The organism is Gluconobacter sp. P5E10 (assembly GCF_018812145.1).
Taxonomy (GTDB): Bacteria; Pseudomonadota; Alphaproteobacteria; order Acetobacterales; family Acetobacteraceae; genus Gluconobacter; species Gluconobacter cerinus.
In genome coordinates this window covers 74,892-89,013 of record NZ_JACRVZ010000006.1, presented here as the reverse complement: position 1 = coordinate 89,013, position 14,122 = coordinate 74,892, and the positions used below count along the sequence as shown (strand labels likewise).

The 14,122-nt window shown below is 58.4% G+C and carries 13 protein-coding genes; 7 read left to right on the top strand and 6 right to left on the bottom strand.

Going from position 1 to position 14,122, the window contains the following annotated elements; genetic code table 11:
• The first annotated feature begins 1 nt into the window (after position 1).
• Both rph and rdgB read left to right on the top strand, forming a co-directional pair.
• Positions 2-712, top strand: a complete 711-nt coding sequence (rph, locus tag KP707_RS13360) for a ribonuclease PH (protein ID WP_211503415.1) — start codon at positions 2-4, stop codon at positions 710-712.
• Positions 712-1,311, top strand: a complete 600-nt coding sequence (gene rdgB, locus KP707_RS13355) for an RdgB/HAM1 family non-canonical purine NTP pyrophosphatase (RefSeq protein ID WP_099213303.1) — start codon at positions 712-714, stop codon at positions 1,309-1,311. Before rph ends, rdgB begins: the two co-directional genes overlap by 1 nt.
• On the opposite strand, the gene KP707_RS13350 is transcribed toward rdgB, so the two are convergent.
• The 3 genes from KP707_RS13350 to KP707_RS13340 all read right to left on the bottom strand — a co-directional run bounded on the left by KP707_RS13350 (position 1,289) and on the right by KP707_RS13340 (position 5,311).
• On the bottom strand, positions 1,289-1,750 hold the full coding sequence (locus tag KP707_RS13350; RefSeq protein ID WP_211503414.1) for a hypothetical protein: 462 nt from the start codon (positions 1,748-1,750) through the stop codon (positions 1,289-1,291). The two genes, rdgB and KP707_RS13350, sit on opposite strands and share 23 nt — an antisense overlap.
• A 235-nt stretch (positions 1,751-1,985) precedes the next feature.
• Positions 1,986-3,371 (bottom strand): amidohydrolase family protein, encoded by a 1,386-nt coding sequence (locus KP707_RS13345; protein WP_211503413.1) that lies wholly within the window; start codon positions 3,369-3,371, stop codon positions 1,986-1,988.
• A 101-nt stretch (positions 3,372-3,472) separates the two neighbouring features.
• Positions 3,473-5,311 (bottom strand): ABC transporter ATP-binding protein, encoded by a 1,839-nt coding sequence (locus KP707_RS13340; protein WP_211503412.1) that lies wholly within the window; start codon positions 5,309-5,311, stop codon positions 3,473-3,475.
• Between the two features lie 121 nt (positions 5,312-5,432).
• On the opposite strand from KP707_RS13340, the gene nth reads away from it, so the two are divergent.
• A complete protein-coding gene (nth, locus tag KP707_RS13335) occupies positions 5,433-6,113 on the top strand; it encodes an endonuclease III (RefSeq protein ID WP_211503411.1) in 681 nt (226 codons plus the stop codon).
• A 6-nt stretch (positions 6,114-6,119) separates the two neighbouring features.
• Here nth and KP707_RS13330 read toward each other — a convergent pair whose 3' ends face one another.
• From KP707_RS13330 to KP707_RS13320, 3 genes are all read right to left on the bottom strand, one after another.
• Positions 6,120-8,204, bottom strand: a complete 2,085-nt coding sequence (locus KP707_RS13330; protein WP_211503442.1) for a ComEC/Rec2 family competence protein — start codon at positions 8,202-8,204, stop codon at positions 6,120-6,122.
• A 163-nt stretch (positions 8,205-8,367) separates the two neighbouring features.
• Positions 8,368-9,093: an NADPH-dependent F420 reductase gene (locus tag KP707_RS13325; RefSeq protein ID WP_211501481.1), complete on the bottom strand. Its 726-nt coding sequence runs from the start codon at positions 9,091-9,093 to the stop codon at positions 8,368-8,370.
• Complete coding sequence (locus KP707_RS13320) at positions 9,090-9,677, bottom strand: cupin (RefSeq protein ID WP_215751700.1); 588 nt, start codon at positions 9,675-9,677, stop codon at positions 9,090-9,092. The genes KP707_RS13325 and KP707_RS13320 overlap by 4 nt, the downstream gene beginning before the upstream one ends.
• 200 nt (positions 9,678-9,877) lie before the next feature.
• On the opposite strand from KP707_RS13320, the gene gltX reads away from it, so the two are divergent.
• From gltX to plsY, 4 genes are read left to right on the top strand one after another with little or no spacing between them, the layout of a single operon-like run.
• Positions 9,878-11,281, top strand: coding sequence for a glutamate--tRNA ligase (gene gltX / locus KP707_RS13315; protein WP_211507037.1), 1,404 nt, complete (start codon positions 9,878-9,880; stop codon positions 11,279-11,281).
• Positions 11,274-12,215 carry an aspartate carbamoyltransferase catalytic subunit gene (locus tag KP707_RS13310; protein WP_211503409.1) on the top strand — a complete coding sequence of 314 codons (942 nt, stop codon included), beginning with the start codon at positions 11,274-11,276 and terminating at the stop codon, positions 12,213-12,215. The genes gltX and KP707_RS13310 overlap by 8 nt, the downstream gene beginning before the upstream one ends.
• On the top strand, positions 12,212-13,486 hold the full coding sequence (locus tag KP707_RS13305) for a dihydroorotase family protein (RefSeq protein ID WP_211503408.1): 1,275 nt from the start codon (positions 12,212-12,214) through the stop codon (positions 13,484-13,486). The genes KP707_RS13310 and KP707_RS13305 overlap by 4 nt, the downstream gene beginning before the upstream one ends.
• Positions 13,483-14,112: a glycerol-3-phosphate 1-O-acyltransferase PlsY gene (plsY, locus tag KP707_RS13300; RefSeq protein ID WP_046900253.1), complete on the top strand. Its 630-nt coding sequence runs from the start codon at positions 13,483-13,485 to the stop codon at positions 14,110-14,112. Before KP707_RS13305 ends, plsY begins: the two co-directional genes overlap by 4 nt.
• Positions 14,113-14,122 lie beyond the last annotated feature (10 nt).

Genomic DNA, 14,122 nt, shown 5'->3' with positions numbered 1-14,122 from the left:
CATGACAAAGCGCCCATCCGGACGCGCCTGTGACGAAGGTCGCGCCATTTCCATTGAAACAGGCTTTGCCCGACATGCGGAAGGTTCAGCGCTTATCCGGGTGGGTGGAACGGAAGTTCTGTGCACGGCGTCTCTCGAAAATCGTGTCCCGCCATTTTTGCGCAACAAGGGTCAGGGCTGGATTACGGCCGAGTATGGCATGCTTCCACGCGCAACCCATCAGCGTAGCAACCGTGAAGCATCCAAGGGCAAGCAGTCTGGCCGGACGCAGGAAATCCAGCGCCTGATTGCAAGATCCCTGCGGGCCTGTGTGAATTTGAAGAAGCTGGGAGAACGGACCATTACGCTGGACTGTGATGTCCTGAACGCTGATGGCGGGACACGCTGCGCTTCCATTACCGGCGCCTGGGTTGCTCTCTCCATGGCTCTGAAAAAAGCCAATCTGTCCTCAGTCATGACCGCACAAATTGCGGCAGTCTCCTGCGGCCTGACCTCTGCTGGCGCCGTGCTGGACCTGGATTACGTTGAGGACAGTGCTGCTCAGGCTGACACGAACTTTGTTCTTACCGCAGAGGGTGGCATCGTCGAAATTCAGGGGACGGCGGAAACGTCCCCCTTTCAGGAAACCGAGTTTTTTGAACTGCTGCGTCTGGCCAAGCTGGGCACAGCCCCCCTCTTTAAAGCTCAGACTTCCGCACTGGAGACATTGTAATGCGCCGCCTGTCCCGTGGGTCAAAAATTGTTCTGGCAAGCCACAATGCCGGGAAACTGCGTGAATTCTCCAGCCTGCTTGCAGAAAGCGGCATCACTGTTGTGTCTGCAGGGGAGCTGAATCTGCCAGAACCGGATGAAACGGCAGACACATTTACGGGCAATGCTGAAATCAAGGCTTTGGCGGCGGCCCGTGCATCTGGTTTACCAGCCCTAGCGGATGATTCCGGCTTTTGCGTCTCGGCACTTGGTGGCCAGCCCGGCGTTTATTCGGCGCGATGGGGCGGCCCTGCAAAAGACATGACCGTTGCCATGGAGCGTGTGCATCGCGAAATGGGTGAAACGTCAGACCACGCAGCATCGTTTGTGGCGGCGCTCTGCCTGGCATGGCCAGACGGCGAAACACATTGCGTGGTTGGGGAATGCCATGGCCAGACAGTCTGGCCTCCGCGTGGGGATCATGGTCACGGCTATGACCCGATGTTTGCACCCGAAGGCGAAAGCCGGACCTTCGCAGAAATGGGCGAGCACGAGAAAAACGCGATCAGTCACCGTGGCCGCGCGCTCACCCTTTTCCTTACTGAATGTGTGGAAGGCTGAACTCTACGTTGGGCGAACAGGAGAGCTGCGGACTCTCCTGTTCCAAGTGATAAGGCCCTTTTGAACACACCTCCACGGACAGCATGCCCGTTTCCTTGCCCAGAACATTTTCGAGTTCCAGGTGAGCACGCCCCTCTGTCCAGCGGGCATCATCGCCTTCGCTCGACGCCCATCCCATACTTTCAGGAAATGTAAGATGTGATGTGAGGCGGTGAGCCCCTCTGACGGCGTAAAGAGTGATGTCCCGGATCAGGACCCCACGCTCTTCGCTGGGGCAAGACTGACTGTGCCTGCGAGAGAGCAGCCAGAGTGATTTTATCGGGGTGGAAAGAATAAATAGGGCATGGCTTCCCTGCCAGCGGGCTGGATGGATGAGATATCCATCATCACAAGCAAGGTGGAGGCCGGGATCATTTGTAAGGTAGTCAAAAGAGGACATGCGTTTTCCTGCCGTATGCAGTGATTTTATTGTCCACCGTCGAGCACGCACTTTCCCGACTATGGACAGCTCCATGAAGCAGACTGCAGTCTCTCATCCACACTACATTCCCGCCCGCTTCATGGAAATATTATGTCATAAACAGATCTGGTAACAGTATAAAATCAGGTCTCTGTAGAGAAAAACGGTTCGATAGATACTCTGTCGAAATGATAAATGTCAGGATGCACTCCCGTCAGAGCCCCTGATGCCTAACAACAGGCCCGTGACTGACGAGAATACCCCGCTGCCACACCTGATCTACCTGATCGATATCCGCGATGCTTTGGTCTGGGGCGCCACGAACGATCAGAAGATCTGCCCGCTTCCCTGTTTTCAGAACACCGCGATCTTCAAGCTCAAGCAGTTCAGCGGCATTTCCAGTCGCCAGATGAATGGCTTCAAGCGGTGTCAGGCCAGCTTCCACGGTCAAGGCAAGTTCGCGATGTTCCGCAAACCCCGGCAAACGCGTCGGAGCAGCGCCTGAGTCTGTTCCAAAACCCACTTTCACACCTGCCCGATAAAGCGTCAGAAGGTTCTTCTGATTAATCGCAAGCGCGGTGTGCGAAGCCGCGACAAGCGGCTTGGAAAGTGTCTGTTTACGCCAGTCTGCATCTGAGAGCTGAGCCATCAGGGCAGGATCGATGGCCGCCGCAACGAAAGGAACATTCAGAAGCTCCGGATGCTCTGCAAAAAGGTAATTCGCCTCGTCCAAACCCAGAGTAGCGATATACCAAACACCATGGGCCTTCACGGCGTCGATCAAAGCCTGATCAACCGGCTGATCCCGCACACCATGCGCGAGGATATTGGCCCCTGCATCCACGACAGCTTTGGCAATATCCAGATCATGAATATGGACCGCCACGCGCGTATTGTGCTGATGGGCTTCGTCTATGACCGCCCGGTAAATGTCAGGAGACATCTTCGGAAGCGTCTTGCCATTCGGCACACCGTTCCGGAAATCATCCACCCAGAGTTTCACGAGATCCGTGTGTTCCGCAACCATACGGTCTACGTCCTGACGCGCCTCCTGCGGCGTGGTCGGACGATAAACTTGATCCGGGCCTAACCCTTTGACCATGGCCGATGGCGGTGCACCATTGGGAGCACCAATGCCCTGATCGACGCCAAACAGATCCGCGCCTGGATTTTTACCCGCATGCTGCTCCCGCCGCAGATCATCAAAGAGCGGCGATCGGTTCAGGCCCAGCGCTGTTACGGTGAGGACGCCGTAATCACTGTACTGTTTCAGAGCCGCCAGAATATTGGCTCGGGTATAGTTCTCGTTGCTGCCAGACGTTCCCTTGATGATACCGACATGGCTGTGGTCGCTGATCAGAGCGGGCAACAGAGTTTTGCCACTGAGATCGACATGTTCGGCTCCTGATGGGGCCGAATCACCGATAGAGACAATTCGTCCATCGTTAATAACGACTGTGACGTTTTCACGAACCGGGTCCCCTGTTCCGTCGATCAGACGGGCATGATCGAATGCTACAGGTTCTGCCTGCGCGGTGCAGGCCATCAACGTCGCCGGAGCGGCCAGCAAAAGCCCAGCGAAAGCAGAACGAAGTGTCATGATGGAATTTCCCCTCAGCAGCATTCAGGCTGAGGGGAAACGTTCTGTCATGCAGAAAAGACCAATACAGTCTCGCGATTGTGAAAAGACCCTTGGAACTTTTAGCCTTCGAGAGACTGAAGCTCAAACAGGCGGCGGTAAATACCGCCCTCCTGAGCCACCAGCTCGGCATGAGTGCCATCTTCCTTCAACTCACCCCGACTGAAGACAAGAATCCGATCCAGCTCCATCACCGTGGAAAGGCGATGGGCCACCACGATGACGGTGCGGTTCTGCATCAGGCGGCGCATTGCCTCCTGCACCAGGGCTTCAGATTCTGAATCCAGACTGGATGTTGCTTCATCGAAAATAAGGATGGGGGCATCTGCAAGGAACGCCCGGGCAATCGCGACACGCTGACGCTCACCGCCCGAGAGCTTGACCCCACGTTCACCGACCATCGTGTTGTAGCCTTCCGGCAGACGCTCAATAAAGGCTGCTGCGTTGGCCTGACGCGCTGCTTCCTTGATGTCTTCGATGGATGCCGAAGGCCGGGCATAGGCGATATTCTCAGCCAGCGTCCGGTGAAACAGCACGGGTTCCTGTGGAACAATGGCAATATGCGACCGCAGGGAATCCTGCGTGACATGCGCGATGTCCTGCCCATCAACCGTGATGCGTCCACTGTTCACATCATACAGGCGTTGCAGAAGCTTCGTGAGGGTCGTCTTTCCAGATCCACTCGGCCCCACGAGGGCCACACGTGATCCCGGCGCAATATCGATTGTGAGGTCCTGATAGAGAGGTTTGTCCTGGCCCGGGTACTGGAACGTCACGTGATCGAAGTGGACTTCGCCCTTCGTAAAGCGTGCAGGCTGGGCGTCTGGTGCATCCTGAATAGCCGAATCCCGGCGGAAGATGGCGATCAGCTCTTCCATCTCATTGACGGAACGCTGCACCTGACTGACCTGCTGGCCCAGGTCTCGAAGATATCCCTGCACAAGAAACATCATTGTTAGAACGTATGCGACGTCACCCGGACCGGCCTTGCCCTGCCACCACAGCAGGACGGCAAGCCCAATCATGAGCATCCGCATCACGAGAGAGGCCAGCGCCTGAATATTTGCGCTATTGGTGCCGCGCAGCCATGTCCTCAGGGTACGTCCGCGCCAGCCTTCGACGATGGTGTCCAGCCGCTGCTCTTCCCGCTTTTCAGAGCCGAACGCTTTGACAACCGGATTGCAGGTAACGGAATCCGCGATGGCTGCACCCATTTTCGTGTCCCATTCATTGGACGAACGGGCACTGGGCGCAACGTAACGAAGCGTCAGGATAATTGAGAGCCAGGCAAACAGCACCACCGAAACCGCAAGGACCGATCCCATAAGGGGAGAACGGAACATGAGGACGGCCGTAGTGCCACCGAGCACCAGAACCTCTGGCCCAATCATCAGCAGCAGGGTGTCGTCCAGTGTGTCGATAGCCCACATACCTCGGGTCAGGCGGCGAACCGTCGACCCGGCAAAGGTATTGGCATGCCAGTCCGTTGAGAATCGCTGCACGCGGGCAAAGGCCTGATTGAGGACCTTGTGCATGATTGCCAGCGTCAGATGTGAAATCCCGACAAAAGAGGACCGACGACCGAACAGCCCAATCAAACCAAGCGCAATCAATCCTCCCACCATGAGGAATGCATCGTTACGCAGGCTCAGAAGCTCATCGGTTTTCGGGATGGTTGGTCCGGCAGCATGTTTGGAAATATCCGAGACGAGGCGACCAGCCAGAATCGGTGTGACGACGTCTGCCAGTGTGGCGAGCGCTACACCAGAGAGTGTCCAGGCCAGCAGCGCTGGATGTGCCAGCCAGCGGCGGCAGACAAAGGACAGGACTTCTGTAAAGGAAACGTCGATTTTCCGGCCTTCCTGTTTCTGGCCGGTGAGTTGCGTAGAAGTATCGGACACGAAGAGCTCCGCCGTCTTGTCCCTCAAGGACAACGGCCTGATGGCATGAAATTTTCAGATGTTTCGCGTATCTTGCCGGACAGTCCGGATCAGACGCAACAGCCCGCGCGGAGTTTCAGCCATGACAGACGCCCCCAGACCCATGAGCAAGGCCGCGGCCAAGGCTTTCATTACCGCTCTGGCCGAAGCCAACCCGGATGCGGAAAGCGAGCTGATCTTCCGCAATACGTTCGAGCTTCTGGTAAGCGTGGTTCTGTCGGCTCAGGCCACGGACAAGTCCGTCAACAAAGCCACCAAGGGGCTGTTTGAACACGCGCCCGATCCGAAAAGCATGGCGAAACTCGGAGAGGCCGGGATCGCACAGTACATCAAGACGATCGGCTTATGGCGCGCGAAGGCGCATAACGTGGCCCTGCTGTGCGAGCAGCTTTTGGAGCGACATGGTGGGGAAGTCCCCGCTGACCGCAAGTCTCTTGAGGCGCTGGCGGGCGTCGGACGGAAGACGGCCAATGTGGTGATGAATGTTGCGTTTGGGGCCGATACCATGGCGGTTGATACGCATATTTTTCGCATCGGGAACCGGACCGGGCTAGCTCCGGGGAAAACAACCCGGCAGGTTGAGGATGGTCTGGTGGCGCGCATTCCCAAGGATATGCTGCGGCCAGCGCATCACTGGCTGATCCTGCATGGGCGTTATGTCTGTAAAGCCCGGGCGCCTGAATGCTGGCGCTGCCCGGCGACACAATGGTGTCTGTATCCGGACAAGCGTCTCACCCCGCCCGGCACGAAAGAAGCTGCCTGATCGAAGCTACTCTGCCTCAGCCAAGGGCAGATTGGGCATTCCGTGTGAGCCTATGGCAGGAACCCAGGGACGGCTCCCACGCCAGCTCCGATCCGAGACAAGCTCTGGACCGCCTCGATGGAGAAAGACCGCATAGGCGCCATTTCTCCAGACCGAAAAGCGATCAATAAACGGAACTCCGGGGCAGGCATTACGGGCCGGAGATGCACTCACAAACAGGCTAATTCCCTGACAGTTCTGCTCAGACGGCAAACGAACACCATCCAGACTATCTTTGGCCCGCAGCAGCACCGTCTGGCCTTTGAGTGAGACACGGCAGAGACCGGTCATGCAGTCAGGTGGCAGGGAGCCTGTTGGCAGAGCCAGCGCCCGTTCCCAGTCCTGAAGCGCCAGGTTTTCGAGACTGCCATGAGGACCAACCATCAGAACGCCGTCGCCCCTCAAGGCAAGCAACCCTGCATCAGCGGAAACCAGAAGGTCCGGATGAGGCGCCAGCCAGATGGAGAGAATTCCCACACCAATAGGCCCTAATCCAACGAGACGAGGCCAGCCCTTCCAGAGGCACAACCAGCACAGCCCAAGAAGCAAGGCAGCAAGTCCCCAGCCTGGCGTGGCTGGAACAGGTTCGTAAGCAAACGGGAACATCGCAACTGTGTGCGCGATGATCTGAATAATCCGGATGCCCCACCCCATGACGATGAGCGGAAGACCCGCGGCATGCAGTGGCATCAGGAGCAGGGACAAGAGACCTGCGGGCATGATCCAGACGGCGGCCAAAGGAACGGCCAGCATGTTGGCGAGCACAAACCATGGCTGGAAGACGCCAAAATGCGCCATGCTGACCGGCAGGGTCGCTATCCCGGCCAGAAGGCTGGTGAGGGACAAGGCAGCCAGATGGGACAGGACGACGCGCCCTGCCCCCCCTTCGCCTCGAAGTCGTGCAAGCGGTTCACGCAGAACTTCATACCCGGCGATCAGCCCCATCACGGCGGCAAAAGACATCTGAAAAGAAACGTCCAGAACGGAAACCGGAGAAACAAGCAGGATAACGAGCGCAATCAGGGCAAGTGAGCGTATGGACAGTGCGCGCCGTCCTGTAACAAGAGCCAGCGTGACCAGTGTCGCCATACCGAGTGCACGGACGCTGGGCAGATGAGCACCGGTCAACAGGACATATCCGATACCAGCAAAAAATCCTGAAACTGCTGCGATTTCTCGACAGGGCCAATACAGTGCCAGACGCTCGAAGGCGGTCAGCAACGCGCGAACAGAAACCGTGACGACAGCCATGACCAACCCAAGATGCAGTCCGGCGACCGCCAGAAGATGCGCCAGCCCGGAGGCAGCGAATTCCTGACGGGTAGAGGCATCAATCCCGCCCGCCTCTCCTGCGAGCAGCGTCGCGGCGATGGCGCCGGTCTGGCCGGGGAGCACGCTTTCGATGCGCGCTTCTATGGCTTCTCTCAGTCCCTCCAGGCCTGCCGTCGCGTTTGCATTATCCACGTGCTGGAGTGTGCCCAAAGCATACCCATTCCCTGCTGAGCCAGAGAACCAGGCTTCCCGCTGCAGATCGCGGCCGCCCGGCCATGACGGAGCCGAAGGAGACCGCAACATTGCCCTGATCTGGACGGTACTGCCCGGTAATGGGGATGCGGAATCATCATCCCGGAGTTTCAAACGCAACGTACGTTTGAGAGGCGCCATTCCTGCGTCGACAGGCGTATCGAACGTCGCGTGCGCCAGAACAATCCGTCTCCCGCCTTCATCGCTACCTGGCCTGGGAGGCAGTGTCTCTAGCGCGATAACCTGCCCTGTGATGACAGAGGCTCGCGTTGGCAGAGATGGCATGGGCGGTTGTCGGCGTGTCTGCCATGAGGCGTCCAGAAAGCCGATCAAAAACCCTGAAAGTACCATGAATAGAGACAGTAAGGTTGGACGCTTTCGCCAGAACCAGACGGCCACCGCTACGCAGCCCGAAATACCGGATGCAGGCCAAAGAGGAGGTTCGGAGCGGAGTGTCAGATACGTGAGGGCCCCCAACGCAACCGCGACAGGGAGCCAGCAGAACAGCCGCCGCCCCTGCTCTGCCAAGATCCTCTCAATCAGCGACGGACGGAAGCCACCACTGGCTGGCGCGTCCAGAGAAGTGTCAAACTCATCAAGCAACAGAGTATCGGCAGGAGATATCGGACGGGTCACGGGCAGAGCGTAACGGATTTTAGTCCATCACGCTCTGCCGTAATTTCGGTGCCCGTCAGTTATGAAGGTGCAGCGCGCTTCTGAGACCCGCAGCGTCCCGTTCCAGCTCAAAACCCGCGCTTCCTGGCTGGAAGAGCCGAGCACTGGCGAGCCCTCCCGTCACGACAGGGTCGAAACCCGCGGCCTCAACCAGATCCTTGACCTTGAGCACCGCCGCCGTGTCATCGCCCGCGATTGGTACGGCGAGACGTGGGTCTGGCCGATGTGCTTCGGCACGCAGGCTGGTCATGTCGATGGAATTGAAAACCCGTACGACATGCGCAGAGGGAAAATATCGCTGCGTGGTGATGCCTGCGCCATCTCTGAGAGCAACATCAGCAATCCATCCGTCGCGGCCCACATAGGGATTGGCAGGATCAATTATGACCTTGTCGGTCAATGTCCGGTTCAGATCGCGCCCGAGAGCAGGTATCGCGCCATACGGCACGGCAAGCACCACGACTTTGCCGAAAGCCGCTGCCTGAAGGGGCGTGCCGGCAGATGCCAGTGGCCCGAGCGTCTGCGCCAGAGCTTGGGCGTCCGCTATATTACGGGCGGAAAGCATGACACAGTAACCTGCCTGTACCCACAGGGCTGCCAACGTTCTGCCAACCTGCCCGGAACCAATAATACCGATTCTTGGGAGTTCACGCTTTGATTCGGCCATTGCTGCGCTGCCAACGGCAGCCAGCCCGGCAACAGCGGCAAGGAAAGGGCGTCTGCGGAGAGGAAAATTCTTCATGAAGGGTGCCATTCTCGGGACAGAGAACCGCCCTTACCCTGGACGGGGTCGATCGAAGGGAAAGTCAGCGCGTTGATCCGAGCCAGTTGCTCCGCAGATGGCGCGCTCCGCAGAATGTCGAAAGACTGGCTCGGCGGATAAGCACCGATGACTGTGAAATCATCTGTAGAGCCCACGTTACAGTGACCGGTTCCTGCCGGGAGCAGTGCAACATCGCCACCGCGAACTTCGACTTCCCGCCCTTCAGGGCCACCAAGAATCAATCGGGCAGAACCGTTAGAGAACCCCAGAACCTCATGGCCCATACTGTGATAGTGATGGAAGGAATAAACCCCGTTCCGCCACCGCGCAGGCCACCCGTTCTGACCGAACAGGTGTTCATAGACATCTTCACGGCCCACACCGCTCTCGAGCACATTCCGATAGAGAATGACGGGTAGATGCTGGTTGTTGGGCACCCATCCATTGGAGCGGAGCATGAAGGTCTCAACCCGTGCGGAAGACGCAGCGGCCTTCCGGATGCGGCCACTCCCCAGAGTCAGTCCGACCCCCGTCAGCATGGCGTTGAAATCTCGCCTGTCCATGATCACCCCCAGTGGAAATACTGAAGACAGGATAGGGAACGCATCGTTGGTGCAGGAAATCACACACGCTTGAAAAACCGGGTTTTTCTTCATGTAACGGCCTTGTGACACTTAAAGGCAACACATTGCAAAAGAGTGACACAATTTATGGTCGAACGATGCGGATGGCCCGTGCCGCATGACCATGATATGAGAGCCGCATGACCATCCGTACGCGCTTTGCACCCTCCCCTACGGGCCTGCTGCATGTTGGTAATGCCAGGGCTGCTCTGTTCAATTTCCTCTTCGCACGCCATCACGGTGGCGAATTCCTGTTGCGGATTGAGGACACTGACAAGGAACGTTCCACGCAACGTGCCGTGGACGTCATCTTTGACGGCCTTGCCTGGATGGGAATTACGGCCGATGCCGAACCCGTTTTCCAGTCAGCCCGTCAGGACCGCCATACGGAAGTCGCTCTTGAGCTTCTGGCCAAAGGCGAAGCCTACAAGTGCTATTGCACGTCAGAAGAACTGACGGCCATGCGCGAGAAGGCCATGGCCGAGAAGCGTCCGCCCCGTTACGACGGCACCTGGCGTGACCGTGATCCGTCCGAAGCGCCGGAAGGTGCGCCTTATGTGATCCGCCTGAAGGCACCACGTGAGGGCGAGACCGTCATCAAGGATCTGGTGCAGGGCGAAGTCCGCGTTGCGAACGTGGAAATGGATGATCTGATCATCCTGCGTTCCGACGGTACGCCGACCTACCTGCACGCCGTGGTCTGTGATGACCATGACATGGAGATCACCCATGTCATGCGCGGTGATGACCATCTGACGAACACCTTCCGTCAAGCCATGATCTATCGCGCAATGGGCTGGGATCTCCCGCACTTCGCCCATCTGCCGCTCATTCACGGTCCGGATGGCGCCAAGCTGTCCAAGCGTCACGGCGCGCAGTCCGTCGTAGATTTCCGCGAGGAAGGGTATCTGCCGGAAGCCCTGTGCAACTACCTGCTCCGTCTGGGCTGGGGTCATGGTGATGCTGAGGTTCTGTCCCGTGAAGAGCAGATCAAGCTGTTCGATCTGGATGGCGTCGGTCGTTCCCCGTCCCGTATGGATTATGTGAAGCTGGCACACCTCAATGGTGTCTGGATGCGTCAGGCTGACGATGAGCGTCTCACAAACGATGTTCTGGAGCGTCTGCAAGGTCGTGAAGGCGTTGTTGCTGATGACCGCACGCGTGCCCGTGTTCTGGCCATGATGTCCGGCCTTAAGGAACGCGCCAAGACGCTGGTCGAACTGACGGAGAACGCAGCCTTCGCAGGCTTCACACTTCCGCTGACCTTTACGCCCAAGGCTGAGAAGCTGCTGGACGAGAACGGTCGCAAGGTTCTTGAAGGCGTCGGGCATGATCTGGCAGCTCTGCCGGATTTCACAGCGGAAGCCATCGATGGTGCCCTTCGCGCTTATGCCGAGAAGAACGAGTTGAAGCTTGGGTCCGTAGCTCAGCCGCTCCGGGCAGCAATGACAGGATCCACCACCTCCCCAGGCATTGACCTGACGCTGGCGGCTCTTGGCCGTGACGAGGTTCTGGCCCGCATTGCGAGTGTGCTCAGTGCCTGAGCGGCCATCCGTCCCCCGGCATCTGCTGGGAATCGAGGGGCTAACAGCGGGGCAAATTGCTCCGTTCCTCGATCTGGCGGAGAGCTATGCACTCCTGAGCCGTTCCCGTTCCGCACCACGGGATGCGTTACGGGGCCGGACAGTCATCAATCTGTTCTTCGAAGACAGCACCCGGACCCGCACCAGTTTCGAACTGGCAGGCAAACGCCTTGGCGCAGACGTCATCAACATGACGGTCGCGACCAGCTCGGTGAACAAGGGCGAGACGCTGCTAGATACGGCATCCACGCTGAATGCCATGCGCTGCGATCTTCTGGTCGTGCGTCATGGCCAGTCCGGTGCACCGGCCTTGCTGTCCCAGAAGGTCGAAGCCAGCGTAGTAAATGCTGGGGATGGCACGCATGAACATCCAACTCAGGCTTTATTGGATGCTCTGACCATTCGTCGTCATTTCGGGCGACTGGAAGGTCTGACCATTGCGATCTGCGGAGATGTGGGTCACAGCCGGGTCGCGCGATCCAATATCCATCTCCTGACCGCAATGGGAAATACGATCCGCCTGGTTGGGCCGCCAACGCTTTTACCGTCCGCCATGGCAGAGCTTGGGAACGTCACGCTGTATTCGGACATGGACGAGGCCCTGAAGGGCGCAGACGTCGTCATGTCCCTACGGCTTCAGAAAGAACGCATGGGCGCTGGTCTTGTACCAAGTTCGCGCGAATATTTCCGCTTTTTCGGTCTGGATAGCCGCCGTCTGGCACTGGCTAACCCGGGCGCGCTGGTCATGCATCCCGGCCCCATGAACCGAGGTATCGAGATTGCCTCAGATGTAGCAGATTCGGACCAGAGCGTGATTGCCGAACAGGTAGAAATGGGTGTGGCGGTGCGTATGGCCGTTCTTGATCGCCTGTCACGCGCACGGATGCCCTCATGACGATTACTGTTTTTGAAAATGTCCGTCTGGTCGATCCAGCCTCTGGCCGAGATGGCATCGGACGCCTGACGGTTGAAGACGGCCGCATCGCCGCTATTGACAGCCCCGAGACGCCAGAAGGCGCGCGCGTGATTGATGGTCAGGGTGCAGTTCTGTGCCCTGGGCTTGTGGATATGCGTGTTGCCTTGGGTGAACCGGGCTTTGAGTATCGTGAAAGCGTCAAGTCAGGTGCGCGGGCTGCCGTGGCGGGTGGGATTACCACCATGGCCGTTCTGCCCAACACGTCTCCAGCAATCGACAATCCGGCTCTGGTGCATCTTCTGAAGGTGCGCGGCGAAGAGACGGGCATGGTCTCTATTCACCCTTATGGCGCGCTGACGCGTGGCTGCGAGGGCGGAGACATGGCGGAGCTGGGTCTGTTGCAGGACGCAGGCGCCGTGGCGTTCACGGATGGCACGCGTGCCATCACAGACGCCAAGCAGATGCGAAATCTGCTGTCCTATTCCCGCTTCCTTGACGCGCTGGTTGTGCAGCACCCGGAAGAACCTTCGCTGGCAAAAGGCGCCTGCGCTACCGCCAGTGCACTGGCGGTCCGTTTGGGTCTACCGCAGGTTCCGGCCGCGGCTGAGGCGATCATGATTGCCCGCGATCTTCGTTTGGCCGAGATGACTGGAGCGAGACTGCATTTCGCGCACGTCTCTACGGCCGAAGGGCTGGATCTGATCCGAACAGCCAAAACACGTGGCATTAAAGTAACATGTGACACAGCGCCCCCTTATTTCGCCATGACGGAAGAAGACATTGGGGACTTCCGTACCTACGCGAAATTCTCCCCACCGCTCCGTGCAGAGTCGGACCGGGCAGCTGTATGTGCTGCCCTTGCTGATGGCACGATTGATGCCGTGGCATCTGATCACGCCCCGGCAGATGCGGACGACAAACGTCTTCCGTTCGCACAGGCGCGTGCAGGTGGGACAGGTCTTGTCACGCTCCTGGGTGTGACACTGGGCGCAGGGCTGCCTCTGATGGATGCCCTGCGTCTTGTCACCTGTGCTCCTGCCGCTCTTCTGGGGATTTCGGCTGGAACACTGGCAATTGGTCAGGATGCCGATCTCTGCCTGTTCGACCCTGATGCCGTTTGGGAAGTAACGGCTGGCGAACTGCCGGGCCGGGCCCAAAATACGCCATTTGATGGTCAGAAGCTGACAGGACGGGTCCTGCGGACCTTCCGACGAGGCCGCGAGGTCTTCACGGCTGAGGGCTTGGCATGACGCTGTCACATCCCAACCTGCTGCTTGTCGCCACAGTCGCGTATGTTATCGGGAGCATCCCGTTCGGGCTGATTTTAACGGCTCTCGGCGGCGGCGGAGACATTCGCCAGATTGGTTCCGGTAATATCGGCGCCACCAATGTCCTGCGGACTGGTCGCAAGGGCTTGGCCGCGGCCACCCTTCTTCTGGATGCTCTCAAAGGGGCGCTGGCAGTCTTTCTGGCGCTTCGGTTCGGTGGTGGCCCGCCGTCACTCGCCATGGCCGTAGCGGCAGTCTCGGTGGTGGTCGGACACTGTTTCCCTGTCTGGCTTGGATTCAGGGGCGGAAAGGGCGTTGCCACGGGACTCGGGACAATCTGGGTTTTGTGTTGGCCTGTTGGTGTGGCGTGCTGCGTGGTCTGGCTCGCCGTAGCGCGGATAAGCCGGATCTCGTCAGCTGGAGCGCTTTCAGCATTTCTTGTTGCGCCGATTTTGATGGTTGTCGTGCTGGGCCGGGGGGCCAGTTCTCCCATTCCTGTCGCGACTTTTCTCATCGCCCTCCTGATTTGGGTGCGACACTATAGCAATATAGTCCGTCTGCTGACGGGCAACGAACCTCGGGTGAACGCCAAGACAAAATCATCCTGATTTTAAGCAA